Source organism: Bacillus cereus group sp. MYBK222-1, from assembly GCF_051916425.1.
In the GTDB taxonomy this organism is placed as follows: Bacteria; Bacillota; Bacilli; order Bacillales; family Bacillaceae_G; genus Bacillus_A; species Bacillus_A paranthracis.
The window spans coordinates 627479-653773 of the sequence record NZ_JBQAGP010000002.1; the positions used below are offsets into that span (position 1 = coordinate 627479).

A 26295-nucleotide genomic window follows, 5' to 3' on the forward strand; every position below is an offset into this window, starting at 1 on the left:
AAAAATGTCTATTAAAAATACAAATGATCCACGTGTAAAACGGACGAGACAACTCATACAGGATGCTTTTGTCGCTTTAGTAGGCGAAAAAGGGTTTGAAAATGTAACTGTTCAACATATTGCAGAACGTGCTCCTGTAAATCGCGCTACGTTTTATAGCCATTACCACGATAAATATGACTTACTAGACAAAAGCATTGAAGAAATGTTAGAGAAGCTAACAGAAGTTATTAAACCGAAAAATAGAAATAAAGAAGATTTTCAACTTACATTTGATTCACCACATCCAAATTTCTTGTCTTTATTTGAACATATCGCAGAAAATGCGAACTTCTATAACGTCATGCTTGGTGATAAAGCTGCCGGAAACTTTACGTATAAAATGATGAAAGCCATTCAAACACATTTAACATTAAGCCTCTCTATTGCACAGCCTAACGATGAAAAACTAATGGTTCCACGTGACATTCTCCTTAGTTATGTTACTGGTGCCCATCTCGGCATGATTATGTCATGGCTAAAAAAAGGGATGATATATACCCCGCATTTTATGGCCATGCAATTAACTCGTTTAATCATTTTAGGGGCTCATACTGCCGCAGGATTAGAACGACCTTTTTAAAACACAAAAAAGCGAAGGAGAGGCTCCTTCGCTTTTTCTATTAATTAAATGTAATGTTATGTACAGCCTCTTTATCAAGACGTTTAATAACTTCTACAATTAACTTCACTGCATTTTCATAATCATCACGGTGTAACATTGCCGCATGAGAATGAATGTAACGGGTTGCAATCGTAATTGCCATAGACGGAATACCATTTACAGCAATATGAATTGCACCTGCATCCGTTCCACCGCCCGCTACTGAATCATATTGGTATGGAATTTGTAATTCATCAGCAACATCAACTACAAAGTCACGTAAACCTGTATGGCCAATAACAGAAGCATCATATAAAATGATCTGTGGTCCATCACCCATTTTACTTTGCGCTTCTTTTGACGTTACACCCGGTGTGTCACCAGCAATACCAACATCTACCGCGAACGCGATATCTGGTTTAATATAGTTTGCAGATGTTTTTGCACCACGAAGACCGACTTCTTCTTGTACAGTCCCTACGCCATATACAACGTTTGGATGCTTTTCATCTTTTAATTGTTTTAATACGTCAATTGCAATTGCACAACCAATTCGGTTATCCCATGCTTTTGCAAGTAACATTTTTTCGTTCTTCATCACTTGGAATTCAAAGTAAGGTACAACTTGATCTCCTGGTCGTACGCCCCACTCCATTGCTTCTTCTTGGCTAGAAGCACCAATATCGATGAACATGTCTTTAATTTCAACTGGCTTTTTACGCGCTTCTGGAGGTAAGATATGCGGTGGTTTTGAACCGATAACACCTGTTACATCTCCTTTACGCGTTACAATTGTTACGCGCTGTGCAAGCATAACTTGTGACCACCAGCCACCAACTGTTTGGAAACGAAGGAAACCTTTGTCATCAATTTGCGTAATCATAAAGCCAACTTCATCTAAATGACCTGCAACCATAATTTTCGGGCCGTTTTCTTCCCCTACTTTTTTCGCAACTAAACTTCCTAAATTATCAGTAGAAAGTTCGTCCGCAAACGGCTCAATATATTTCTTCATTACTTCGCGTGGTTCACGCTCGTTACCCGCAATACCACGTGCATCTGTTAATTCTTTTAGCATTGTCAATGTCTCGTCTAATTTTGTCATTGCCAACACCCTCCTTTTTCTTCAGTCACTTCATTATACAAAAGGAAATTGAAATATTCAAAAATTAACTTAGTATCCTTGTGTTTGACGCTGATGATTTACTTCGTTTTTATCTAAATATGCCTTTTCAATCTCTTCTTGTTCAAACTCAAGTGCTTGTCCAAGTCGAAGGTAGCTTGTAAATAATTCAATATAGTTCGTAATAGATGGTTGATCTGTAAAACGAATCACCTTCGCATACGTGTCTAAGAAAATTTCTACTTGTGTTTTATTCGTCTGTGCACACTTATAGAATAAGAAGTTTTTATCAATACCTAAATCAATTCCGATTGATAAAATAAAATGTAAGCCATCTACGTATTCTTCTAGTATGACTTCACGTTCTGATGCTGGTTTGTTGCTCCAATATTTAAAACAACGTGTTTCATTTGCAAGTTCTCCAATTTCTACAAGAAGAGCTAACATTTTCTCTTTTAACAATTTTTTCGGTTGTAAGTCATGTTCTTTCGCAATACGGTCATCTAATTCTTTTTGTAATTTAAATAGTTGTAGTAAGTCCACTCTATTGTCCTCCTCCAACATCGCATTTTACGCAACAATGTTGTTTCATCTCAAAGTTCATTATTATTTTTCGTTTCTTATTAATAAGTCAGCCATTTACCTCTTTACACAAAATAGCTTGTCCTTAATTTACAAATACGTTTCAATCATCACGATTAGATTGTTCACTCCGATTGGTGATAGTTAATAATTATCCAGGAATTGCCCACTATTAAAAATATTATTTTATCTGATGAAAGTTCCATATCATCTTTCCATTATAGCAGTGTCGTTTCAGGTAGGAAAGATACTCTTCTTTCCAGAGGATGATAATTAAAAGAAGCCAGGAGGATTCTCCTGACTTCATATGCATATTCTTCTATATTGCTATAACTTTTATATTGATTTTGTCATATCGATAACGACACACTTCTCTTTGCATACAAATAAAAAAACCTTAGAAGAAAAATCTTCTAAGGTTTCAACTAATTAATTAGTTAATGTTGTTTTTTGCAACTGTTGCTAATTCAGCGAAAGCTTTTTCGTCATGAACAGCTAAGTCAGCAAGCATCTTGCGGTTAACTTCGATGCCAGCATTTTTAAGACCGTGCATTAAGCGGCTGTAAGAAAGACCATTCATACGAGCTGCTGCGTTGATACGTGTAATCCATAATTTACGGAAGTCACGTTTCTTTTGACGGCGGTCACGGAATGCATACATTAGAGATTTCATAACCTGTTGGTTAGCAACCTTGAATAATGTATTTTTTGAACCGTAGTAACCTTTTGCTAATTTAATTACTTTTTTACGACGTTGACGAGTAACTGTACCACCTTTTACTCTTGGCATAATATTACCTCCTAATTGTTCTATATATCAGCCGAACTTATTTTAAGTTGTCAAGCATTTGACGAATGCGTTTGAAGTCACCAGCGCTTACTACACCAGCTTTACGTAGTTTACGTTTAGCTTTTGTAGATTTGTTAGCGAATAAATGGCTTGTGTAAGCGTGAGAACGTTTCAGTTTACCTGATCCAGTCTTTTTGAAACGCTTTGCAGCGCCGCGATGAGTTTTTTGTTTAGGCATAGGTATTTCCTCCTCTATCTATTACTTATCGTTTTTCGGTGCTAAAACTAAGAACATACTGCGTCCTTCCATTTTAGGCTTAGATTCGATTGTACTAACTTCAGCACAAGCTTCTGAGAAGCGATCTAAAACACGTTGACCGATTTCTTTATGAGTAATGGCACGTCCTTTAAAGCGAATTGACGCTTTAACCTTGTCGCCTTTCTCTAAAAACTTGATAGCATTACGAAGTTTTGTGTTAAAGTCGTGTTCATCAATTGTTGGACTTAAACGAACTTCTTTCATGCTAATTACTTTTTGATTTTTGCGCTGTTCTTTTTCTTTTTTCTGTTGCTCAAAGCGGAATTTACCGTAGTCCATAATGCGGCATACTGGCGGTTTCGCATTTGGAGCAACTAATACTAAATCAAGATTAAGATTTGCAGCTAAGTCTAAAGCGTCATTACGAGACTTGATTCCAAGTTGATCGCCATTTGCACCAACTAAACGTACTTCGCGTGCACGAATTTGCTCGTTAATCATCATATCCTTGCTAATAGTAAGCCACCTCCAAGGTTTTCTCAGAACATAGTTTGTAGTCATAGAACCCGACAAAAAAAGTGCGGGCATACGACACCCACACTTGTAAAATCTTAAGTAAGAAATACATTTACCTGTAAACTGCGAATGCGTCCATCAGGTGAGAAGCGGGTGCTTCTACTTGTTCCACAAAACAATATTCTATTATCCTTGATGAGTTTATCATAGGACATGACGTCTGTCAAGAAGACGCAATGTGTTTTACTAACAACAAGAAATATTGTAACAAACAACTAACATACTTGCAATACTTTTTTACGATAAGTGTTACATGGTTTTTTTTTCTAATTTCCCTTACTCATATTACATAGAAAAGCCGCGGTATACCGCGGCTTTTTCTTATCGTTTTCCTTCTACTTTAATCATATCAACAAAAGCATCTAATGCGATTGTTTCTGATTTTTGTTCACCGTATTTACGTACGTTTACGCCGTTTTCAGTTACTTCATTGTCACCTACTACAAGCATGTACGGAATTTTTTGCATTTGTGCTTCACGGATTTTGTAACCAATTTTCTCTTCACGAGTATCTAATTCAACACGGATACCAGCACGGCGTAATTCGTCTTGTACTTTCTTCGCATAGTCTAAATGTACTTGCGGAGAAACTGGAATTACTTGTACTTGAACTGGAGCTAACCAAGTTGGGAATGCACCTTTGTATTCTTCAATTAAGAAGGCTACGAAACGTTCCATAGTAGATACAACACCACGGTGAATTACAACTGGACGGTGTTGTTTACCGTCTTCACCAACGTAAGATAGTTCAAAGCGTTCTGGAAGTAAGAAGTCTAATTGTACAGTTGAAAGTGTTTCGTCTTTTCCAAGAGCAGTACGAACTTGAACGTCAAGTTTTGGACCGTAGAATGCCGCTTCACCTTCAGCTTCATAGTAATCAAGACCCATTTCATCCATAGCTTCTTTTAACATACCTTGTGCTTTTTCCCACATCTCATCATCAGCATAGTACTTTTTAGTATCTGCTGGGTCGCGATAAGATAGACGGAATGAGTAGTTCTCTAAACCGAAATCTTTGTACACTTCTAGAGTTAAGTTTACAACACGTTTTAATTCTTCTTTAATTTGATCTGGGCGTACGAAAATGTGAGCATCGTTTAAAGTCATTCCGCGTACACGTTGTAATCCAGATAACGCACCTGACATTTCGTAGCGGTGCATTGTTCCAAGTTCCGCAATACGGATTGGTAATTCACGGTAGCTGTGAATATCGTTTTTATAAACCATCATGTGGTGAGGGCAGTTCATCGGACGAAGAACTAACTCTTCATTATCCATTTCCATTGATGGGAACATACCATCACGGTAGTGGTTCCAGTGACCCGAAGTTTCATAAAGCTCTCTGCTTCCTAGTACTGGAGTGTATACGTGATCATAGCCTAAGCTTGCTTCTTTATCAACGATGTAACGCTCGATAATGCGGCGGATTGTTGCACCCTTTGGTAACCAAAGTGGTAAACCTTGTCCTACTTTTTGGCTATTAGTAAATAGTTTTAATTCTTTACCTAATTTACGGTGATCGCGCTCTTTCGCTTCTTCAAGCATACGTAAATGCTCATCTAATTCTGCTTTCTTAACGAATGCAGTACCGTAAATACGTTGTAACATTTTATTATTGCTATCGCCGCGCCAGTAAGCACCCGCAACGCTTAATAATTTAAATACTTTAATTTTCCCTGTAGATGGAAGGTGGACACCACGGCAAAGGTCGAAGAATTCGCCTTGCTCATAGATTGAAATAACTGCATCTTCTGGAAGATCGTTAATTAAATCTAATTTTAACTCATCGCCGATTTCTTCAAAACGACGAATTGCTTCTGCACGTGGTACTTCATGACGAACGATTTCTAAGTTCTCGTTCACAATTTTTTGCATTTCTTTTTCGATTTTCTTGAAGTCTTCAACTGTAATTGCTTCTTCCATATCAATATCGTAGTAGAAGCCATTTTCAATTACTGGACCAATGCCAAGCTCAACCTTAACATCTTTATATAAACGTTTTAACGCTTGCGCTAAAAGGTGAGCTGTTGAGTGGCGTAAAATATATAAGCCATCTTCAGAATCTAATGTAATGATAGAAACTGCACCATCTTCTTCGATTGGTGTAACAAGATCAATCATCTCATCATTTAATTTTCCAGCCACAGCTTTTTTCTTTAAGCCTGGGCTAATAGAAGCTGCGATTTCTTCAGTTGTTACGCCTTTTGGAAACTCCTTCACAGCTCCATCAGGGAAAGTAATTTTAACTACATCTGCCATCACTGGTCACTCCTCTTTTTCTCAAAATAAAAAACACTCATCCCGTAAAAAGGGACGAGTGTTGAATTCGTGGTTCCACCCTTGTTCCAATTAACATAATTGTTAATTGCTCAAGTTCAACATAACGGTGTTGTCCGTTAGCAATTACTAGAAAAACCGTTCACTGCTAAAGTTTAGAGGTGGTAAGTAATAATCCCGTACTAGGAAGCTCACACCCTAAGGCTTCCCTCTCTGAAAATCGTAGAAAACTACTCATGTCCTCATCATGACATTTCAATATATTTCATTTATGTAGGTAATTATATGCTCAAAAACTTAGAAAATCAAGGGCGTTACCTTTATTTTTTAAATTTTTCACATTGCGCTCAAACTCATGTAATCCATGTAATTGTACCCGTTCTTGAAATACATTTCGCAAAGTAATAATCATATTATGGTCTTGTTCTTTCGTATACAAATAAATTTTTTTCGGCGAAATAGAAAGAAGTGGTGCAATTACTTTCGTATCAATATATACATCCTTTTGTTTTAATAAGTCTTCATCTATATATTGAACCAATTTCTCTTGTTTTAAACGTCTACCTTTATCATCATAGAAAATAAAACTTTCATCAAAAATAAGATGTACACATGACAAACGTGATTTCCGGCTACGGACTTGTTGCCGGAGCGTCTCAATAAACATTTGATATTCTTGTTCTAACTTATACTCATCAATTGCCACTTCAGCAAGCTTAGCTACCATTTCCCTATATGTACGAAGACGAAAACGAACATATGATGAAAACGAGAATGAAAGCGGATCACAAAGCCAGTTATTTAAAGAGGATTTAATATATGATTCAAATGTGTGACGTGTTAATTCACGAGCAATTCCTTTTCTTCTTCCTTTTAAAATCTCTTGTGCCATATGCAATATTTGATGGCACTCTTCCTCTTCTTCATAAAAAAACTTCTCTTTTAAGATTGTATATATCCACTCATTTTGTTTCACATTCACAATGAAATATACCATTACTGGCAATAAAATCTTTTCAATATAATTTGATTCACATACTGGTATGTGAATCACCACTTTTTGTTCCTGTAAATACACACTCGTTTCCTTATATAACAGTTCCGCTCTTTTCAATAGTTGTCTATATACGTGCATAGCATCATTTTTTTCTTCGAAGCAAATTTCAATCACTTTTGTCCCCCCTTTTATCCCTGCTCTAAAGGACTGTATCTATACGTTACAAATCCTATAAGAGTCCGTCCCGCGTGAAAGTTCACTCTTAGTAGAATTACATTTCTTATCGTTAGAAAATCCACTCGATATGGCTTGCTAATTTTATATATATTAAGGGAGGGAGAAAAAAATGATACAAGCTACTAGGAATTTTCAATAAGAACTTTTCATTTTATCATTCGGCTACTTTAAAAAGCGTTTAACTACAAAAGAAAAGCAAGCTTCTCAGCTTGCTCTTTACTTATGACGACGGTTTTTCCCGCCAATCGGAATTGGTTTCGCCAAATATTTAATTCGCTCCATAATACGAGCTGCTTTCATTTCTTCCGCTTCACCGCGCTGCGTATATGTTAAATGATGTTCTAGTTGTTTAAAATCAAAGTTAGACGTAAAGAACGTCGGTAAGTTTTCTAACATACGGAATTGCAAAATTGCACCGAGTACATCATCACGCACAAAGCTTGACATCGCTTCTGCTCCAATATCATCTAACATTAAAACTTGTACGCGTTTCACCGCATCAATCTTTTCCCCAATCGAATTATCTTGAATTGAACTTTTAATTTCACGTAAAAATTCAGGGAAATATACGAGCATTGAACTTATTTTCTTTCGAGCAAGCTCATTCGCAATTGCTCCTAATAAATACGTTTTCCCTACACCAAATTTACCGTACAAATATAAACCTTGTACTTTTTTACCAGGTTCATATGTACTTAAAAATTCATTAGCTGCACCAATTGCATCAATACGCGCATCTAAATCTGAAGGGTCTAAGTTTTCCATCGTTGCTTGTAAAATATCAGTTGGCATATATACACTTTGAACGAGCTTTTCATATTTCTTCCTCTCGTCATATGCTACTTTTCTAACGCAACGATCATATTGAATATCAATCATCTTCCCTTGGATAACGAGCTTTGGCTCATATCCTTGCAGCATGTTTTTACACGAACCTAGATCCGGACAATCCGCGCAACCTACACTTTGTCCAATATATTCGTATAATTTCACAAGACTGCGTTCAATCATAGACGTTGTTACTTCCCCTTTATGTTCGTCTATAAATTCTTTCACACGCGGATGTGCCATTACTTCCGCCTTTAATACTTCATATCTATTTTTAAAATTTTCATTTTCCATTAACTTTGCAAATGAATTTTGAATATGCTCCATTTTCTCACCTCAAAGAGCGTTCATTCTCTTCTATTAATCACGCTTATATTTTTTTAACACTTCTTCTAATCGTTTTCGTTCGTCCTCTAACGTACTCGCACCTTTTTCAGCACTTACATCTTTTTTCACAGTTTCTTTCTCTTGTTCTTTCGGCTCTTCTTTCAACCAATCTGGTACCATTTCTTTTCGTACCGTTTTCTTCGACGTACGGCCTTTCTTCTTCGTCTCAGCCCATTCTTGATATTGACGGTTTTCTTCTTTCGCTAACGCCATTGCTTCAGCTACTGTGCCGACCTTTTTACGTGCCCAATGTCCAGCAATCTTCTCCACATACGTTTTCGCAAGTTTCATATCTGAGCGTAGCATAACGTAATAAATAAGTACATTCACAACACCTGGTGTTAACTTTTGATTCATCATTACATCTTCAACGATTTGCAAGTCAGCCTTCGTTGCCTCTGCACCGCCAGAGATTTCTTTCAATAGTTGTTTTGGTGAGATTTCCTCTAACTGTTTGATTAACATCTCTTCTTGCGTAGAAGGCTCTTTTTCTTTCATCATACGTGCAGCGTGAGGCTGTACTCTTTCACTTAATACAGGTAACGCTTGGCCGTTTTCGAACTGATACCAATCACGCGCTCCTTTTCTAAGCCTTTCGATATCAATTGTCTGCAGCTCTGTCACCGCACCAAGAACGATATTTTGCATCGATAACACATCTACATCATACACGTAAGCAAGTGTAATGACACATTCTCGCACTTGATCTGTAATCGCCTTTTTAGGAACAAGAGCGGACAAGCCATCTACAAATAAGGAGAAATCAAAGAAATCATTCCAAACTTTTGGAGCGTCTCCCTTTTCATTACTTGGCATAGCTGTCGTTTTTGGAATACGAAGGTCTTCTTGCGCATGCTCAAGCTGCCCTGGATTAAACGAACCAAACACATCATTAAAAGAACGCGTAACATTTTCATAAGATGCAAAATCAAATTCTTCTTCTAAGAAATAATGCTTTACTTGATTATATTTTGTCCGACTCAATCGATTGTATAAAAAGATACTTAAAACAATATCATCAAAAAACTGCTTCGGAGATAAAGGTGGTTGCAGCTCATATATAAACATTCGAATATCTTTTTCTTTCTTAATATATACTTTCAAAAGTCCAATTGCCTCTAACTTTACTCGTTCCTCATATACTTCAGGAAGCTGCATTTGCATGGTCACCATAAGGGAATGATGCGTATTCTCTTTTCCAAATACACGATCTTGTTCTAACTCTCCCCATAGCGTCATGTACAAGCTAAAAGCTCTACTACCTATTAACGGCTGATATAACATCGTTAACACTTTTCGGTCGTAATTATGCAATAATCCTTTCGCACTTACTTTATAACGATCAATCGGCAATAGCTCCATCCATGACTGTTTTTCCATTCTTGCTTTCCTTTCTCTCATCCAATCTTCACTATATAATTTATTAGCGAAAAAGAGCTATTAGCTTTCGCTTCTAGCTCTCTTATCTCATTACTTACGGTATGTAAAGAGAATACGATACAGATTCTACTCTCTTTCTTTTTGCAGTATATCTTTTAATTCTTCAATAAATACATTTAAATCTTTAAATTGGCGATATACAGAAGCAAAACGCACGTAAGCAACATCATCGATATCACGTAGTTCTTCCATAACAATTTCACCAATCATATCACTTTTCACTTCTGATATACCTAAATTACGAAGTTCACGTTCCACACTTTGAGTCACTTCTTCTAATTGTCTTAAAGATACTGGTCTTTTTTCACACGCTTTAATTAAGCCACGTAAAATCTTTTCTTTATTAAACTCTTCTCGTGTTCCTTCTTTTTTTACAACGATAAGAGGTGACTCTTCCACTCTTTCAAATGTCGTAAAGCGGCTTAAACAGCTTTCACACTCTCTCCTTCTTCGAATAGAGCGCCCCTCGTCTACCGGACGCGAATCTAACACTCTTGTACCATTATGAGAACAGGATGGACAACGCAATATATTCACTCCTTTACACTATACTCTTTATTTTTTCTCTACTTACTTCATCTGACAATATATATACATTATTATATAACTCATTTTAACTCTCTTACCACTTTAAGTTTAAGCGCATTATTATCTCGTTTAAAAAAATACGATGATAGATGCGTTGTTAACTTATTCGTAAGAGCTCCATTTATTCAACTAACGAGTACATTATATTTTCCCTTTTTTATAAACTAAAAAAGAGGTGCATTATACACCTCTTTACATTTTAAATCAATTATGTTCTTTTTTAAAGAGCTTTTGTTTCTCTCTGCTTAATTTCGAAGCTACCAGTGCCTCGAGGAAGCTCGATGCTCTCACGCGTTTTCGCGTTTAAACCTTCTGCAATATATTCTGCAGCAACATTTGGATCAATACGATCCCCACAAGTATAAACATCAATACTTGCGTAACCGTGCTCCGGAAAGCTATGAATTGTTAAATGTGATTCCGAGATAATTACTACTCCACTTACACCTTGTGGTGCAAATTTATGGAAAGCAACCTCACGCACTTCAGCACCAGCTCTTAGTGCTGCATCCACAAATAATTGTTCAATATACGGCATGTCATTAAGCTTGTCGAAATCGCAATCCCAAAGTTCAGCGATCACGTGACGACCCATCGTATCCATAGTATCCATTCTACAGTTCCCCCTTGTAAATTTATTCTAACTGTTCGAATTGAAAACTAATTTGCAATTTGGCTTGCTCCACTACCACGGGGGAAAGTTAGTCCAGAGAGGTCCTAACCCTTTAAGTAGTGACTACGTACCTCAGCTCTTAAGTTTACGAGTGTTAGTATACTTTGTTTATTTTCATTTTGCAACAACAGTTTTTTCGATTTTCTGTCATATTTTCCTCTTTACTTTTCCCTAAAAAAAATAAATGATTCACAAATACAGTAACCCCAACGTTTCGTGGTATGTCCACTTTCAAAAATATACTCCTATAATTTTTTTCCTTTTCAGAAAAAAATAAAAAAAAGAGGGCAAATCTTCCACTTGCCCTCTCCCTTATTCACTTAAATATGTTGCACATTTTCTTGCTTCGCTAATTCGTCAACAACTAACGTTACAAGATCTACAACACGACGAGAGTAGCCCCACTCGTTATCATACCAAGCCAGCACTTTCACTTTACGATCACCCATTACCATTGTAGATAAACCATCAATGATAGCTGAGTGTGTATTTGTATTAAAGTCAATAGATACTAAAGGCTCTTCGCTGAATTCTACAATGCCTTTTAACGCACCGTTTGCAACAGTTTTGAATGCATCGTTAATAGCTTCAACTGTCACATCACGTTTTACATCTACTACTAAGTCAACAAGAGACACGTTTGGTGTTGGTACACGAAGTGCCATACCGTGAAGTTTTCCATTTAAATGCGGAAGAACTTTTGCTAGCGCTTTCGCAGCACCTGTCGTTGTCGGAATAATTGATTGTCCGCAAGCACGTGCTCTTCTTAAATCTTTATGTGGGTTATCAATATTTTTTTGGTCATTTGTATAAGCGTGAACTGTCGTCATTAAACCGTTTTCAATTCCAAACTGCTCATCTAACACCTTCACAACAGGTGCTAAACAGTTTGTTGTACAAGATGCATTTGAAATAACAGTATGTTTTGTAATATCTAATTGGTCTTCGTTCACACCTACTACAATTGTTACATCTTCATTTTTACCAGGCGCTGTTAAAATAACTTTTTTCGCTCCAGCTTCAACGTGAAGAATTGCTTTTTCTTTTGAATTAAATTTACCAGTTGCTTCAATTACAACTTCAACACCTAAATCTGTCCAAGGCAATTCCTTTGGATCGCGGTTGTTTAAAAGGCGAATCATTTTCCCATCAACTAATAAGTGATCTTCAAATGCTTCTACTGTTCCGTCAAACTTGCCGTGAACTGTATCATATTTAATTAAATGTGCTAACGTTTCAGATGGATAGCTTGCATTGATTGCTACAATTTCGAATGCGCTTTCTTTTATTGCCTGACGAAATACCATTCTCCCAATACGTCCAAATCCATTAATTGCCACACGAGTCATAATATGTTATCCCCCTTGAATGCGTTATACTATTTATCTCCAATCCCAATAATAGTATAACACAAAAAGGGGATATGTCACTAAGCATTTTCATTAATTTCACAATTTTTTAGTCAATAATGTTCCATTTCTTTAAAATCCCCTGTAATTGTGTTTTCGTTCCCATAATTGTGCCATCATTATTTATCACTTCATCTGCATGTTTCACTTTTTCTTCTAACGGCATTTGAGATTGAATACGAGCTGTCGCTTCTTCTTCTGAAAAATTATTTCGCTTCATTAAACGTTCTAATTGCGTATGTGGCTTAACTGCTACAACTAAAACGCGGTCAACGAGACTTGTTAATTTACTTTCAAATAAGAGAGGAATATCTAACACAACCGCTTGCATACCTTCTTTTATGTACATTTCCTTTTGCCTATTCATTTCCTCACGCACTGCAGGATGAACAATTTTGTTTAACTGCAATCGTTTCTCTTCATTATAGAAAACGACACTTCCTAGTTTTGGACGATCTAGTTCTCCATCTTCTTGTAATACTTCTGTTCCAAACACTTCTACAATTTTGTTATATGCTGGCTTTCCTCGTTCTACAACTTCTCGCGCAATAATATCTGCATCAATAACTGGTATATTTAGCTCGCGAAACATTTGAGATACTGTACTTTTTCCGCTTGCAATACCTCCCGTTAATCCAATTACTACTGTCATCATATAATCCTCCTCATAATAAAAGGCGCGAAACTAATGTTCCACGCCCGTACTTACATTTTCCAAATTCCAATAATAATGAGTAATACCCCAGGCAGGAATGTAAATTTTTGCAACCATTTCATATTTGATAAAACCGTTCCAAGTTTCATTCCAATAAATAAAAACAAAGAACTCATCACTGCAACTAATATCGCCATCATAGCAGGTGCATACCCTAATAAAGATGCACCAATTCCAGCACCAAATGAATCTACAGAAAGAGCGATACCAAGAAGTAACGCTTCTCCTGCAGAAATGGTGCCTGATTTATCGAAATCTGCTACAGTCGGTTTCCGTAAAATTTGAATGACTAACCCAAGCGAGGCAATCTCTAATTTCCATACCTTCTCCTCTTGCTTCGGTTCTTCTTTTTTCTCACTTCGAAAAAATTGGTATAATACCCAAATTCCTATTCCAATAAGAACAAGCCCACCGATACGCGTTGCGATAACAGGTGAAAATACTTTCGCGATCATATGTCCAATTCCCATTGAAACAAGCATAACAGCCGCTGAACACATTCCGATAATTACAATTGATCTTAGTGGAATTCTTACGCTTCTTAAACCATATGTTAGCCCTACACTACAGCTATCTAAGCTTAATGTAAAAGCTAATAAAATAAGAGATAAATAAAGGTACATCGGTAAGCTCCTCCCTTATACATAGCTCTGCTGTATGTATATGACAAATGCCTATCCGATGTTATCTCTTTTCTATATTCTTGGCTGACAAATTGGGCAGTAATGCGTTCCTCTTCCACCAACAACTGTTTTTTCTAATATCGTACCGCAAGTCACACACGGTTCTCCTTTTTTTCCATATACATTTAGAAGTTCTTGGAATGAGCCAATTTGCCCTTGTGAGTTGATATACGTTCGAATTGTACTTCCGCCACGCTTCACTGCTTCACCTAACGTTGTAACAGTCGCCTCATAAATTCGCTCAATTTCTTCTACTGTTAAAGACGACGCTTCTCGTTCTGGATGAATTTGAGAACGGAATAAAACTTCATCTACATATATATTTCCAAGTCCTACTAAAAGGCGCTGGTCTAATAATACAACTTTTATTTTACGATTTGTCTTTTGCAATCTCTCTTGTAAATACTGTGGTGTCAATTCAGCATCAAATGGCTCCGGACCTAAGTCAGCAAGAGGCATTTGATTCATTTCCTCACCTTTTTTAAAGAGATGCATCGTACCAAACTTTCTCACATCTTTATAATGTAATTCAGTTCCATCTGTAAATAAGAAACGGACGTGCGTATGCTTATCAATTGGCTCATCCTCTTGATGCAGTAAAAACTTACCTTCCATACGCAAATGTGAAACAATGACATAATTTGTTACATATAAAAGCAAAAACTTTCCTCTTCGCTTTATATTTTCAATCGTCTCGCCTTTTAGCATTTCTTTAAAGATTTCTGCATCATCCGGTCGTTTTACGATTTTCGGATAAGTAACAATAACATCTTCAATCGTTTTTCCTGTTACAAGATTTTCAAGTGTCCGTCTGACGTTTTCAACCTCTGGTAATTCAGGCATTTCATCACTTCCTTATTTTGCGTCGTACCAAGTTGGACCGTAAGAATAATCAACTTTCAACGGAACTGCGAGTTCAATTGCATGCTCCATTACTTCTGGTACAAGCTTCTCTAATTTTTCAATTTCTTCTTTTGGTGCTTCAAATATTAATTCATCGTGTACTTGCAATAGAAGACGCGCTTGTAATCCTTCTTCTTCTAAACGATCTGCCATAATAATCATCGCTTTTTTAATAATATCTGCTGCAGTACCTTGAATTGGTGTATTCATAGCTGTACGCTCAGCAAAGCTACGCAAGTTAAAATTACGACTCGTAATTTCCGGAATGTAACGGCGGCGATTTAATAATGTAGCTACATATCCTTTTTGTTTCGCATCTTTTACGATGTCATCCATGTATTCTTGTACACCAGGGAAACTTTCTAAATACTTTTCAATAAATTCCGCTGCTGCTTTTCTTGTAATTCCTAAGTTTTGTGAAAGACCATAATCACTAATACCATACACAATTCCGAAGTTAACAGCTTTCGCTTGTCGTCTCATATTTGAAGTTACTTCATCTTTTTCAACGCCAAATACATCCATAGCTGTTTTCGTATGAATATCCATGTCATGTTGGAACGCGTCGACTAGCCCTTTATCATTTGCAATATGAGCTAATACACGAAGTTCAATTTGTGAATAATCCGCTGCGTACATAATCCATCCTTCTTCTGATGGAACGAATGCCTGACGAATCTTTCTTCCTTCTTCTAATCGAATCGGGATATTTTGTAAGTTTGGATCCGTTGAACTTAATCGGCCCGTTTGCGTTAATACTTGATTGAAACGAGTATGGATTTTAGATGAATCTTCATGTACAACTTTTAATAAACCTTCAATATAAGTTGAATTTAGTTTCCCTAATTGACGGTAATGTAAAATGTTTGGAATAATTTCATGGTGATCCATCAGCTTGTCTAGTACATCAGCTGACGTAGAATATCCTGTTTTCGTCTTCTTAATAACCGGTAAGTTTAAATTCTCAAACAGAATAACACCAAGCTGCTTCGGTGAATTAATATTAAATTCTGTTCCCGCCAGCTTATAAATTTCCTGTTCCATTTCCTTTAATCTACCTGCAAGTTCTTCTCCCATATTACGAAGACGTTCTGTATCAACTTTTACACCTTTTACTTCCATATCAGCTAATACACGTGCAAGTGGTAATTCTAACTCTGTAAACAGTTCATATTGCTCATTCTTTTCTAACTCTTCAACGAATGTTTGCTTCACATCATATAATACATGCACTTTACGAGCTACATGCTCCGCTACTATCTCTAGCTCTGGAACAGCACGCTTCGCACCTTTTCCGTAAACTTCTTCATCAGATTTCACAGCATGCGTTTCTTTCATTTTCGCTACAGTACGGAAATCTTTATCTGTATCAGCTGGGTCAAGTAAGTAAGCAGCAATTAATAGATCAAAGTCAATCCCTTGCATATCTATACCGTTCCATTTCAGTGCAACGATCGCACGCTTCGCATCAAATGTGTACTTTCTCATTTCTCCATCTGCAAGCCACTCTTTAAAAGCATCTGACTTAAGTGCAATGTCTGTCTGAATAAAGTAACATCCGTTTTCATTTTGAATACCGAAACCTTGAATATCTGCTTTATGATAATTATCTTCTTGTACTTCAACGATAAGCGCACTATCTTGCTGAAGCATTTCTTCTGTAACTTCTTCTACAATATCAAATGTAATATCATCTAATTCAGCTGGAGCCGTTTCTTCTGGCGTAACACCTAATTTATTTAAAAGAGATGTGAATCCTAAATTCTCGAACATTGGAATGACATCACTTGGCTCATATCCTTTATACTCCATATCATCCACATGCACAGTAATCGGTGCGTCTGTAATAATGGTTGCAAGATCTTTACTCATAAGAGCTTGGTCTTTATTTGCTTCCAGCTTTTCTTTTAATTTCTTCCCGCTTACTTGATCTATATTTTCATACACTTCTTCAACCGTTCCAAACTGTGTTAACAATTTAATCGCAGTTTTTTCACCAACTCCTGGTACACCTGGAATATTATCTGATTGGTCTCCCATTAAACCTTTCATATCGATAATTTGCTTCGGTGATAAACTGTATTTCTCAAATAAAGCTTCTTTCGTATATTCATCTACTTCCGTAATCCCTTTTCTAGGAATGCATACAAGCGTGTTATCAGAAACAAGTTGAAGTAAATCTTTATCTCCTGAAATAACTTTTACACTAGCTCCTTGTTCACTCGCTTCTTTCGCTAGCGTTCCCATAATGTCATCCGCTTCATAATTTTCTAATTCATAACGCGGTACATTGAATGCATCAAGCATCTCACGAATAAATGGGAATTGCTCTGATAACTCAGGCGGAGTCTTTTGACGTCCTCCTTTATACTCACTATATGTTTTATGACGGAATGTCGTTTTCCCAGCATCAAATGCTACTAACATATGCGTCGGTTTTTCTTCCTCTAATATTCTCATTAACATCATTGTAAAACCGTAAATTGCGTTCGTATGTATACCTTTGTCGTTATTTAAAAGCGGTAGTGCAAAGAAAGCACGATACGCGATATTATTACCATCTACTAATACGACCTTTTTTTCCAAATCAGAAACCTCCCCATACAAATTTGAAATGATTTTTTTCACAGAAAAAAACCGTTTCTTTCCTCTCTCTATATTAACATGACTAATAGAGAGAAGAAAAATAACGGTTATTTTCTTTCATATATAAAACAGACTGATATTGGCATAAAGGGAAGTGACGAGAACAGCTTAACTATTCTCGTCCAAAATTACTCCTTGGATGAAGGGGTTTTCATGTATTATATTAACAGAGCTTTATTAATATTTAATTAAGCCATTGTTAATATATTGTAAACATCCTTCATCCTATTTTTCAGTTGCTGATTTTGGTAAAACAACTGTAAAGGTTGTCCCTTCTCCTACTTCACTATCCACTGTAATCGTACCGTGATGGGCCTCAACTAAATGCTTTACAATCGATAACCCAAGGCCTGTACCACCAGTATTTCTACTTCTCGCTTTATCCACTCGGTAAAAGCGTTCAAAAATACGTGGAATTTCATCTTTACTAATACCAATTCCAGTATCCGACACTTTTATATAAGCATTATATTTATCTTCTGCTAATTCTACAGAAACAACGCCTCCAGCCGGTGTATATACGATTGCGTTATTCATTAAATTAATAAAGATTTGCTGCAAACGACTTGGATCTCCAATGACAGAGACACGTTTTAATGCATTTACTTGTAAAGAGATTTCTTTTTCTCCCGCTTTATTATCAAGCACCATATGAATATCTTCAAGAAGTCCCTTCATATCAACGGTACCCATATTCAATTTAAATCCTTGTTGCTCAATCTTTGATAAATCTAATAAATCTTCAATTAATCCTTGCATACGTTCACTTTCTTTTAAAATAATATGCAAGAAATGCTCGCAGAATTTTTTATTATCCATAGCACCGTCTAAAAGTGTTTCTGAAAAACCTTTAATAGAAGTAATCGGCGTTTTTAGTTCATGAGAAACATTCGCTAAAAAGTCTTTTCTCATTTGTTCTAACTTTTTCAGCTCAGTAATGTCATGGAATACAAGGACAATCCCTTTCCATTCATGGTTCGTCCCGATAATCGGTGCTCCATATACCTCGAAATGCTTTCGCTCAATTCCAAGTGGCAATAACATTTGTTTGCGCACCTTCACTTCTGTCATAAAGATTTCTTCCACAAGCTCTATAATTTCCGGATGATGAAACGACTCATAATATAAACGATCTAAATATTCTTCATCTGTGACGTGGAAAGTTTCCTTATACGAACGGTTTACAAGGTTGATATAACCGCGGCTATCAATTAAAATCATTCCGCTTCCCATATTTTCAATTAACGTATGCAGACGATCTTGTTGCATTTCTTGCTCAAGTGTCATCTCTTGTAAATTACGAGCTAAAATATTAATCGCTTTACTTAACATTCCCGTTTCATCCGAATGACTTTCATAAGCGCGTGCTTTATAATTACCCTTCGCTAATTCGATGGCAACTTTCGTAACGGACTCAATCGGCCTAATATATTGCCCTGTAATTTTCATACCTAAAAATACGACTACAAGACACGCAATAACAAATCCGATAATTAATAATCCCCACGTTTTTTGATGAACGTCTTTCAAAGGCTCAATTGTGCTCTTCACCAAAATGTATCCTTGTTTCCCTGCTACATCTTGCACGAACACCGCATGGTAAAATTCATTATTTTGATCTGTTTCTTTCGTAATGACTTTATTTCTTTGTTTCGTTGTTTCAGAGGAAAGTTCTTTTATTATCCCTTGGCTAAAAGCAGACGGTTCTCCCCCGCTATATTGAACTTTCTTTTTCTCATCTACAAAGGCAATAGAAGCCTGAATTTTTTCTTCTAGCTTTTTAAATATATATGGATTTTTAAAAACATCATCAAAACCTTGTTCTTCTGCTAATACCGCAACATACTCTGTCTCTTTTACCATTCTCTCTTTCGCATGATCTATATAATAGTTTTCAAACACGGTTTCCAGCAATAAACCGAGTCCGACTAAAATAAAAACAATAAGAGAAACAAATGTAAAAAGAAGCCTGGAACGAAATTTATTCATCCCCTTTTGGCTCCTCTAATTTATATCCTAAACCACGTATCGTTTTAATGTACGTCGGTTTTTTCGTATTTTGTTCAATTTTATCGCGCAAATGGCTAATATGAACGTCAACAATTCGTGTATCACCAGCGAAATCATAATTCCATACAGCACTTAATAATTGATCACGCGTTAATACGCGACTTTTATTTTTCGCAAGATAAACAAGTAGTTCAAATTCTTTTGGTGTTAATTCAAGCTTTCTTCCTTGGAAATAAGCCTCATAAAACTCCGGTAAAATTTTAAGTTCAGCAATTGTAATGCTCTCTTCATCTGACGATTCTGTAACTTGCTCTTCTTGTTGTAATTTCGTGCGGCGTAAAATTGCCTTCACACGCGCAACAACTTCCCTTGGGCTAAATGGCTTCGTCATATAATCATCCGCCCCAAGTTCAAGACCTAGCACCTTATCAAACTCATCATCTTTTGCTGTCAACATTAAAATCGGCGTCATAACGCGCTGCAATCGTAATTCTTTACATACTTCCATACCATCCATTTTTGGAAGCATTAAATCTAATATAATTAAATCTGGACGTTCTGTTGTCGCTTTTTGAAGCGCCATTTCTCCATCCATCGCTGTTATCACTTCAAAACCAGCTTGTTGTAAATTAAATTCGATTAAAGTTAAGATAAACTCCTCATCATCAACTACTAAAATACGATTGTTCATTCTTTTCCTCCAAGTTATAGACTTGAAACCTTCTTCATCCTAGTATTTTCCCCGTTATTCTCATCATACTAGAAAACAAGGTCCCTCTCAATATAATTGTCTATTCATGGATTCGGATTGCGCAATTAACTTGTAGTGATCCATACTTTATACACTTCTATATCTTTATTAAATTCAATACTCGTATGGATATGATATTCTCGACTTTGCGCTAAGAAAAAGATACAGCGTACGCTATTTTATAATCTAGCGTTTCATACCCATCAAATACTCTTCCATGCATTTCATTCGCAACCCCGTCCGCCCACACTTCAGCTTCTCTTATCGTTTCAAAGATAACGTCTTCTCTCTTCCACTTCATCTTAAAAAACCCCTTTAATTGACTTTAATTATCAATTTATATATTATTAATTTTAATATATAAATAAACTCAACAAAGGAGCTATTATGCGAATATTACTACCTATTTTAACTTTAGTAGTAACATGTTTCCTTACTTTTAACGTACCGAGCTGGGATACGATTAAAACGGGGTGTTCAGATTTTGCTGAAGGGTTCAAAGAGGGATTCTTCAACTAAAAATAGCGCTAGCCCCCTTATGAAAGGTATGCTAGCGCTATTCACATTTTCATGTTTTAAAAATTATCTAATGCTTTTTCCATAATAGAGACTGATTTGTAAGGTGGCGTTACTGTTAATGAGCCTTTCACAACAGTATCCCCTTTTTCATCATGAGCAGATACAAGCATATCAATTGTATGTTCCTCCTCAGAAACAGCCACAACTTCAAAGTGGATTTGTAACGTTTCATAATGGTGAACATGCTTCACGAACGTAAGGTCCTTTCTCGTAATATGACTACCTGGACCTGGTAAATATTTCGTAACTGCCGTTGTAATCATTCCCGTTAGCATAATGCTTGGTACAATCGGCTTTTCATACGGAGTTTGGGATGCGTAATCATGCTGAATATATAATGGATTGGCATCATTCGTTAACCCTAAGTACAATAACAAATCTTTATCCTCAATTTTTTCAGTGATAGATAATTTCTCTCCTACTGTAATTTCATCCATTTTACGACCAATTTGAACTTTTTTCTTTAACATGTTACAACCCCCTCCGATTTTTTCACCTTATTATCCTACTAAAAGCGATACTTGATCCGACATTTACTATGATGAGGGCAATGTATAGTATAAATCTACAGTTTCATTATAGGATATTACAAATGATAGCGTTTTCATGTTATTTCAAAAAAACATTTGTATAAATAGTAGAAAAAGATTCGGGGCCCCGAATCTTTTTCTACTTATATTTAATGATTAAACAAGAACCTTCATAACATTACGTACAGATTCTACAGAGCGATCTAACGCTTCTTTTTCATCTGCAAGAAGTTCTAATTCAATAATTTTTTCAATTCCGTTACCACCTAGAATTACTGGTACCCCTAAGTAAAGGTCACTATAACCGTATTCACCTTCAAGGTACGCAATAGCCGGTAATACACGGCGTTGATCTTTTAAGATTGCTTCTGTCATTTCAACTAAAGAAGCAGCTGGTGCGTAATATGCACTACCGTTTCCTAATAAGCCTACAATCTCGCCGCCACCTTTACGGGTACGTTCTACGATTGCTTCTAAACGCTCTTTCGGAATTAACGTTTCTAACGGAATGCCACCTGCATAAGAATAACGTACAAGAGGTACCATATCATCACCGTGTCCACCAAGAACAAATCCTGTAATGTCTTTCACAGAAAGATTTAATTCTTGTGCGATGAATGTACGGAAACGAGCTGTATCTAATACGCCCGATTGACCGATAACACGCTCTTTCGGGAATCCTGCTTCTTTAAATACAGAATATGTCATTGCATCAACTGGATTTGTTAATACAACAATAATCGCATTTGGTGAATGTTTTGCAATGTCGCGCGTAATACTTTTCATAATTTTAGAGTTTGTTGCTACTAAGTCATCACGGCTCATACCAGGCTTACGTGCAATACCTGCTGTAATTACAACAACGTCAGAATCAGCAGTATCTGCGTAATCAGATGTTCCAATAATGTTAGCATCAAAACCTTGTACTGGGCTCGCTTCTAACATATCTAACGCTTTCCCTTTTGTTGGATTTTCCAGTTGTGGGATGTCCACTAGTACAACATCTGCAAGTTCTTTTTGTGCTAATAAGAATGCTGTTGTTGCTCCTGTAAATCCTGCACCGATGACTGAAACCTTCTTGCGTTTGATTGTCATAATTTACCCCCCGCTTTAATTATGCGTTTTTGATTATCGCTACATCCATGTTTTTAATAAGTTCATTAGCGAACTCAGAACATTTCACTTCTGTTGCACCTTCCATTAAGCGTGCGAAATCATAAGTTACTACTTTTGAAGCAATTGTTTTCTCAACTGAAGCAGTTACTAATTTCGCAGCTTCGTTCCATCCTAAGTGCTCTAATAATAATACACCAGAAAGAAGAACTGAAGATGGGTTTACTTTATCTAAACCTGCATATTTTGGAGCTGTACCGTGCGTAGCTTCAAAGATAGCATGTCCAGTTACATAGTTAATGTTTGCACCAGGTGCAATACCAATTCCACCTACTTGTGCAGCAAGTGCATCAGAGATGTAGTCTCCGTTTAAGTTCATTGTTGCAACAACATCGAACTCACGTGGACGAGTTAAAATTTGTTGTAAGAAGATGTCTGCAATAGAATCTTTTACGATGATTTTTCCAGCCACTTCAGCGTCTGCCATCGCTTTATTCGCTGCATCTTTGCCATCTTTCTCAACGATACGATCATATTCAGCCCAAGTAAATACTTTGTCGCCGAATTCTTGTTCCGCTACTTCGTAACCCCAGTTTTTGAAAGCACCTTCTGTAAATTTCATAATGTTTCCTTTATGAACTAATGTAACAGAAGAGCGTTTTTCGTTAATTGCATATTGAATTGCAGCACGAACAAGACGCTTTGTCCCTTCTTCTGAGATTGGTTTAATACCAATACCAGATGTTTCTGGGAAGCGGATTTTATTAACACCCATTGCTTCTTTTAAGAAAGCAAGAACTTTTTCTGCTTCTGGAGATCCTTGCGCATATTCAATTCCAGCATAAATGTCTTCTGTATTTTCACGGAAAATAACCATATCAGTATCTTCCGGACGTTTTACAGGTGAAGGAACACCTTCAAAATAACGAACTGGACGTAGACATACATATAAATCTAATTCTTGACGAAGTGCTACGTTTAGAGAACGAATACCACCGCCAACTGGAGTTGTAAGTGGACCTTTAATCGCGATTAAATATTCACGAATTAAATTTAAAGTTTCTTCTGGTAACCACTCGCCTGTTTGGTTGAATGCTTTTTCCCCTGCAAGCACTTCTTTCCAAACGATTTTCTTCTCACCATCATAAGCTTTTTCAACTGCTGCTTCTAGTACACGAGATGCAGCTGCCCAAATATCAGGACCAATTCCATCTCCTTCGATAAATGGAATAATCGGATTGTTTGGTACATTCATAACACCATTAGTTACAGTAATTTTTTCACCTGTCGTCAATGTGATAACCCCCATGTTTGAAATTTCATATGTATGAAACTGAGGGAATAACCCCTCAGTTCAAACCGTTAGTCAAATTAAAATATTCTAATCATTACATCTTTCCGAAAAAATCAGACTTTTGAAAGCGTATTTTCACTATCAAAATAGTGTTATTCGCTTATCGTTGTGCAATTGGAACATACACTTGATGTGTTGGTCCATTATAATCAGCACGCGGACGGATTAAACGGTTATTTTCATATTGTTCTAGAATATGAGCTAACCAGCCTGACATACGGCTAATTGCAAAAATAGGTGTAAATAAGTCATGGTCAATTCCTAAACAATGGTATACAGAAGCTGAATAGAAATCAACATTTGGTGGAAGACCTTTTTCTTTTGTTACAATGTCTTCAATTTTGATAGACATATTATACCATTTCTCTTCTCCTAAAAGCACGCATAATCTCTTAGACATTTCGCGTAAATGTTTTGCACGCGGATCACCCTGCTCATATACACGGTGGCCAAAGCCCATGATTTTCACTTTATTTTGAAGAGCATTATGAATATATGATTCTACATTTTCTTCTTCGCCAATTTCAGTTAACATCTTCATTACATTTTCATTTGCCCCACCGTGAAGAGGACCTTTTAACGCACCGATTGCTGCTGTAATGCCAGAATATACATCTGAAAGTGTAGCTACACAAACGCGTGCAGTAAATGTAGAAGCGTTTAACTCATGATCTGCGTGAAGTACAAGCGCCTTATCAAAAGCTTCAATTTCAACTTCATTTGGCTCGCGATCATTTAACATGTACAAGAAGTTTGCAGCTAATGATAAATCATTTCTAGGCTCAACAACATCTAAACCTTTACGGATTCTTGCGTAAGCAGCAACTAAAGTACCCACTTGAGCCTGTAATTTAACCGCTTTCAAATAATTGGACTTTTCATCCATAATTTCAGCGCTCTCATCGTATAATGATAGCATGGAAATTGCAGTTCGTAAAACAGACATCGGATGTGCGATTTTTAAATCTACTTGTTTCAAATATGCTAAAATCTCACCTGGAACTTTATAGTATTCCGATACAATCTCATTAAATTTCGCTAGTTCTTGCTCGTTAGGAAGCTTGCGATGCCATAATAAGTACACTACTTCTTCAAATGTAGCATTCTCAGCTAAATCATCAATATTATACCCAACATAAGTTAATGTATCATCAATAATAGAGCTCACAGATGATGTTGTTGCTACTACCCCTTCTAAACCTCGAATAACAGTCATGACATTCTCTCCTTTTCCTGAAAATTCTCCCAACCTTGCTTCTTATATCTATTTGCTCCCCTTTTGAATTATGAACGCCCGTTCACTCTTTAGGCAAGCAAAATGCACGATCATGCAAATTTGTTGCGATGTTCCCCTCTTATTGTCCATTGTCTACATGGAAAGCATGAGCGTGAATGTCTCCCCGAATCCTCACGCTCAAAACAACAAGTTAGTGAGGAAAATGAATTCCGAAGAGTTTTATGATAAAAACAACATAAAACAATATCATTATAAAATTGTTTTATGTTGTTTTTATTTTATCTGGTGTAAAGTCTCTGCTGTTATGTAACTTTTCAAAGTTTCTAATCCTATTATAAACAATTATCTGACTTTTGTGAACAGAAAGAATTCAAAAATTTTATATTACTATAAAATTCCTTATTTAAACATCTGTATAATACTCATTACTGCATAGGCAATTCCAGCCCCAATTAATGGACCTACAGCGACCCCATTAAATAAAGCAACTGCTATAATTGTCCCGAAAACGAGCGCAGTTGTAATATGAGGATCTGTCGTTAATAATTGTACGCCACCTTTTGCTAACAGAGCAACTGCTACCCCTGAAGCTAAAGCAATCCATGCATAATACGATTTCGCTGCTTCTCCAAGTTGCTTAAATCCTATTTCCCCCGTCGCAATCGGTACGAGTACTGCTATTGTAATAACCGTAACACCGAGGTTAATCCCTTTCGTTTGTAGATAAGGAAAGACTTTATCCCCTAGAAATGTAAATTTTAATAGAAATAACACACCAATAGCTACAGTAAGCGATTGGTTTTTCGCAATAAGTCCTATAATAAGTAGTATGAATAAAAATAACGTTGACTGACTAATCATGTTTGCACTTCCTTTCTGAAAATAATGAACTCATTTCCAAACAAAAATACCTTTAAACCTATCGTTATACATGCTATATCGATGCCTATTCAACATGAATCACT

General features: G+C 36.5%; 25 protein-coding genes, 1 pseudogene and 2 other annotated features. Of the genes and pseudogenes, 2 read left to right on the forward strand and 24 right to left on the reverse strand.

What is annotated here, in order from left to right:
- The first annotated feature begins 4 nt into the window (after positions 1–4).
- Complete coding sequence (locus tag ACTFR9_RS15250) at positions 5–622, forward strand: TetR/AcrR family transcriptional regulator (RefSeq protein ID WP_000023670.1); 618 nt, start codon at positions 5–7, stop codon at positions 620–622.
- Positions 623–662: 40 nt separating this feature from the next.
- On the opposite strand, the gene ACTFR9_RS15255 is transcribed toward ACTFR9_RS15250, so the two are convergent.
- The 19 genes and pseudogenes from ACTFR9_RS15255 to ACTFR9_RS15345 all read right to left on the reverse strand — a co-directional run bounded on the left by ACTFR9_RS15255 (position 663) and on the right by ACTFR9_RS15345 (position 20818).
- Entirely contained in the window at positions 663–1748 is a 1086-nt protein-coding gene (locus ACTFR9_RS15255) for a M42 family metallopeptidase (protein WP_000163568.1), read from the reverse strand.
- A gap of 69 nt (positions 1749–1817) precedes the next feature.
- Entirely contained in the window at positions 1818–2309 is a 492-nt protein-coding gene (locus ACTFR9_RS15260) for a dUTP diphosphatase (protein ID WP_000365050.1), read from the reverse strand.
- Positions 2310–2781: 472 nt separating this feature from the next.
- Positions 2782–3138, reverse strand: coding sequence for a 50S ribosomal protein L20 (gene rplT, locus ACTFR9_RS15265; protein WP_001138362.1), 357 nt, complete (start codon positions 3136–3138; stop codon positions 2782–2784).
- Positions 3139–3175: 37 nt separating this feature from the next.
- Positions 3176–3376, reverse strand: coding sequence for a 50S ribosomal protein L35 (gene rpmI, locus ACTFR9_RS15270; RefSeq protein ID WP_001125945.1), 201 nt, complete (start codon positions 3374–3376; stop codon positions 3176–3178).
- A 21-nt stretch (positions 3377–3397) separates the two neighbouring features.
- The gene (gene infC / locus ACTFR9_RS15275) at positions 3398–3901 is read right to left on the reverse strand and encodes a translation initiation factor IF-3 (RefSeq protein ID WP_000973214.1); all 504 of its coding nucleotides are present in this window, start codon (positions 3899–3901) and stop codon (positions 3398–3400) included.
- 62 nt (positions 3902–3963) lie between these two features.
- Positions 3964–4084, reverse strand: a sequence feature (ribosomal protein L20 leader region).
- A gap of 210 nt (positions 4085–4294) precedes the next feature.
- Positions 4295–6232, reverse strand: a complete 1938-nt coding sequence (gene thrS, locus ACTFR9_RS15280; protein ID WP_000786083.1) for a threonine--tRNA ligase — start codon at positions 6230–6232, stop codon at positions 4295–4297.
- A 47-nt stretch (positions 6233–6279) separates the two neighbouring features.
- Positions 6280–6508: a binding site (T-box leader), on the reverse strand.
- 31 nt (positions 6509–6539) lie between these two features.
- Entirely contained in the window at positions 6540–7421 is an 882-nt protein-coding gene (gene ytxC, locus ACTFR9_RS15285) for a putative sporulation protein YtxC (protein WP_000569618.1), read from the reverse strand.
- Positions 7422–7700: 279 nt separating this feature from the next.
- Positions 7701–8639: a primosomal protein DnaI gene (gene dnaI, locus ACTFR9_RS15290; RefSeq protein WP_000400101.1), complete on the reverse strand. Its 939-nt coding sequence runs from the start codon at positions 8637–8639 to the stop codon at positions 7701–7703.
- A gap of 33 nt (positions 8640–8672) precedes the next feature.
- Positions 8673–10079, reverse strand: a complete 1407-nt coding sequence (locus ACTFR9_RS15295; protein ID WP_000415042.1) for a replication initiation and membrane attachment family protein — start codon at positions 10077–10079, stop codon at positions 8673–8675.
- 126 nt (positions 10080–10205) lie between these two features.
- Positions 10206–10667, reverse strand: coding sequence for a transcriptional regulator NrdR (gene nrdR / locus ACTFR9_RS15300; protein ID WP_001203687.1), 462 nt, complete (start codon positions 10665–10667; stop codon positions 10206–10208).
- Positions 10668–10947: 280 nt separating this feature from the next.
- Positions 10948–11331 carry an adenosylmethionine decarboxylase gene (speD, locus tag ACTFR9_RS15305; RefSeq protein WP_002003660.1) on the reverse strand — a complete coding sequence of 128 codons (384 nt, stop codon included), beginning with the start codon at positions 11329–11331 and terminating at the stop codon, positions 10948–10950.
- A gap of 389 nt (positions 11332–11720) precedes the next feature.
- Positions 11721–12749 carry a glyceraldehyde-3-phosphate dehydrogenase gene (locus tag ACTFR9_RS15310; protein ID WP_000198972.1) on the reverse strand — a complete coding sequence of 343 codons (1029 nt, stop codon included), beginning with the start codon at positions 12747–12749 and terminating at the stop codon, positions 11721–11723.
- 109 nt (positions 12750–12858) lie between these two features.
- Positions 12859–13461, reverse strand: a complete 603-nt coding sequence (gene coaE / locus ACTFR9_RS15315) for a dephospho-CoA kinase (protein WP_000219295.1) — start codon at positions 13459–13461, stop codon at positions 12859–12861.
- A gap of 53 nt (positions 13462–13514) precedes the next feature.
- On the reverse strand, positions 13515–14147 hold the full coding sequence (gene ytaF, locus ACTFR9_RS15320; protein WP_000281751.1) for a sporulation membrane protein YtaF: 633 nt from the start codon (positions 14145–14147) through the stop codon (positions 13515–13517).
- Between the two features lie 72 nt (positions 14148–14219).
- Positions 14220–15050, reverse strand: coding sequence for a DNA-formamidopyrimidine glycosylase (gene mutM / locus ACTFR9_RS15325; RefSeq protein ID WP_001114483.1), 831 nt, complete (start codon positions 15048–15050; stop codon positions 14220–14222).
- Positions 15051–15062: 12 nt separating this feature from the next.
- On the reverse strand, positions 15063–17696 hold the full coding sequence (gene polA, locus ACTFR9_RS15330) for a DNA polymerase I (RefSeq protein ID WP_000412813.1): 2634 nt from the start codon (positions 17694–17696) through the stop codon (positions 15063–15065).
- A 285-nt stretch (positions 17697–17981) separates the two neighbouring features.
- Positions 17982–19745, reverse strand: coding sequence for a sensory box histidine kinase PhoR (gene phoR, locus ACTFR9_RS15335; RefSeq protein ID WP_098947034.1), 1764 nt, complete (start codon positions 19743–19745; stop codon positions 17982–17984).
- Entirely contained in the window at positions 19738–20457 is a 720-nt protein-coding gene (phoP, locus tag ACTFR9_RS15340) for a two-component system response regulator PhoP (protein WP_001065225.1), read from the reverse strand. The genes phoR and phoP overlap by 8 nt, the downstream gene beginning before the upstream one ends.
- A 125-nt stretch (positions 20458–20582) precedes the next feature.
- Positions 20583–20818: pseudogene (locus ACTFR9_RS15345) on the reverse strand (hypothetical protein).
- An 86-nt stretch (positions 20819–20904) separates the two neighbouring features.
- Between ACTFR9_RS15345 and ACTFR9_RS15350 the strand changes: the two are divergent.
- Positions 20905–21036: a hypothetical protein gene (locus ACTFR9_RS15350; RefSeq protein ID WP_001993614.1), complete on the forward strand. Its 132-nt coding sequence runs from the start codon at positions 20905–20907 to the stop codon at positions 21034–21036.
- 56 nt (positions 21037–21092) lie between these two features.
- Here the strand turns inward: ACTFR9_RS15350 and ACTFR9_RS15355 are convergent, their stop codons facing one another.
- The 5 genes from ACTFR9_RS15355 to ACTFR9_RS15375 all read right to left on the reverse strand — a co-directional run bounded on the left by ACTFR9_RS15355 (position 21093) and on the right by ACTFR9_RS15375 (position 26191).
- Positions 21093–21566 carry a MaoC family dehydratase gene (locus ACTFR9_RS15355; protein WP_000914178.1) on the reverse strand — a complete coding sequence of 158 codons (474 nt, stop codon included), beginning with the start codon at positions 21564–21566 and terminating at the stop codon, positions 21093–21095.
- Positions 21567–21782: 216 nt separating this feature from the next.
- Positions 21783–22721 (reverse strand): malate dehydrogenase, encoded by a 939-nt coding sequence (mdh, locus tag ACTFR9_RS15360; protein ID WP_000153232.1) that lies wholly within the window; start codon positions 22719–22721, stop codon positions 21783–21785.
- Positions 22722–22740: 19 nt separating this feature from the next.
- Positions 22741–24033, reverse strand: a complete 1293-nt coding sequence (icd, locus tag ACTFR9_RS15365) for an NADP-dependent isocitrate dehydrogenase (protein WP_000206898.1) — start codon at positions 24031–24033, stop codon at positions 22741–22743.
- A gap of 160 nt (positions 24034–24193) precedes the next feature.
- Positions 24194–25342: a citrate synthase gene (gene citZ, locus ACTFR9_RS15370; protein ID WP_000503660.1), complete on the reverse strand. Its 1149-nt coding sequence runs from the start codon at positions 25340–25342 to the stop codon at positions 24194–24196.
- Positions 25343–25729: 387 nt separating this feature from the next.
- Entirely contained in the window at positions 25730–26191 is a 462-nt protein-coding gene (locus ACTFR9_RS15375; protein ID WP_000625507.1) for a DUF441 domain-containing protein, read from the reverse strand.
- Positions 26192–26295 lie beyond the last annotated feature (104 nt).

What these genes read in the sequence shown, in the direction of transcription:
- ACTFR9_RS15250 (WP_000023670.1), top strand. Translation starts at nt 5, where the DNA reads ATGTCTATTAAAAATACAAATGATCCACGTGTAAAACGGACGAGACAA.
- ACTFR9_RS15255 (WP_000163568.1), bottom strand. Translation starts at nt 1,748, where the DNA reads ATGACAAAATTAGACGAGACATTGACAATGCTAAAAGAATTAACAGAT.
- rplT (WP_001138362.1), bottom strand. Translation starts at nt 3,138, where the DNA reads ATGCCAAGAGTAAAAGGTGGTACAGTTACTCGTCAACGTCGTAAAAAA.
- rpmI (WP_001125945.1), bottom strand. Translation starts at nt 3,376, where the DNA reads ATGCCTAAACAAAAAACTCATCGCGGCGCTGCAAAGCGTTTCAAAAAG.
- infC (WP_000973214.1), bottom strand. Translation starts at nt 3,901, where the DNA reads ATGATGATTAACGAGCAAATTCGTGCACGCGAAGTACGTTTAGTTGGT.
- thrS (WP_000786083.1), bottom strand. Translation starts at nt 6,232, where the DNA reads ATGGCAGATGTAGTTAAAATTACTTTCCCTGATGGAGCTGTGAAGGAG.
- dnaI (WP_000400101.1), bottom strand. Translation starts at nt 8,639, where the DNA reads ATGGAGCATATTCAAAATTCATTTGCAAAGTTAATGGAAAATGAAAAT.
- ACTFR9_RS15295 (WP_000415042.1), bottom strand. Translation starts at nt 10,079, where the DNA reads ATGGAAAAACAGTCATGGATGGAGCTATTGCCGATTGATCGTTATAAA.
- speD (WP_002003660.1), bottom strand. Translation starts at nt 11,331, where the DNA reads ATGGATACGATGGGTCGTCACGTGATCGCTGAACTTTGGGATTGCGAT.
- ACTFR9_RS15310 (WP_000198972.1), bottom strand. Translation starts at nt 12,749, where the DNA reads ATGACTCGTGTGGCAATTAATGGATTTGGACGTATTGGGAGAATGGTA.
- coaE (WP_000219295.1), bottom strand. Translation starts at nt 13,461, where the DNA reads ATGACAGTAGTAATTGGATTAACGGGAGGTATTGCAAGCGGAAAAAGT.
- ytaF (WP_000281751.1), bottom strand. Translation starts at nt 14,147, where the DNA reads ATGTACCTTTATTTATCTCTTATTTTATTAGCTTTTACATTAAGCTTA.
- mutM (WP_001114483.1), bottom strand. Translation starts at nt 15,050, where the DNA reads ATGCCTGAATTACCAGAGGTTGAAAACGTCAGACGGACACTTGAAAAT.
- phoR (WP_098947034.1), bottom strand. Translation starts at nt 19,745, where the DNA reads ATGAATAAATTTCGTTCCAGGCTTCTTTTTACATTTGTTTCTCTTATT.
- phoP (WP_001065225.1), bottom strand. Translation starts at nt 20,457, where the DNA reads ATGAACAATCGTATTTTAGTAGTTGATGATGAGGAGTTTATCTTAACT.
- ACTFR9_RS15350 (WP_001993614.1), top strand. Translation starts at nt 20,905, where the DNA reads ATGCGAATATTACTACCTATTTTAACTTTAGTAGTAACATGTTTCCTT.
- ACTFR9_RS15355 (WP_000914178.1), bottom strand. Translation starts at nt 21,566, where the DNA reads ATGTTAAAGAAAAAAGTTCAAATTGGTCGTAAAATGGATGAAATTACA.
- mdh (WP_000153232.1), bottom strand. Translation starts at nt 22,721, where the DNA reads ATGACAATCAAACGCAAGAAGGTTTCAGTCATCGGTGCAGGATTTACA.
- ACTFR9_RS15375 (WP_000625507.1), bottom strand. Translation starts at nt 26,191, where the DNA reads ATGATTAGTCAGTCAACGTTATTTTTATTCATACTACTTATTATAGGA.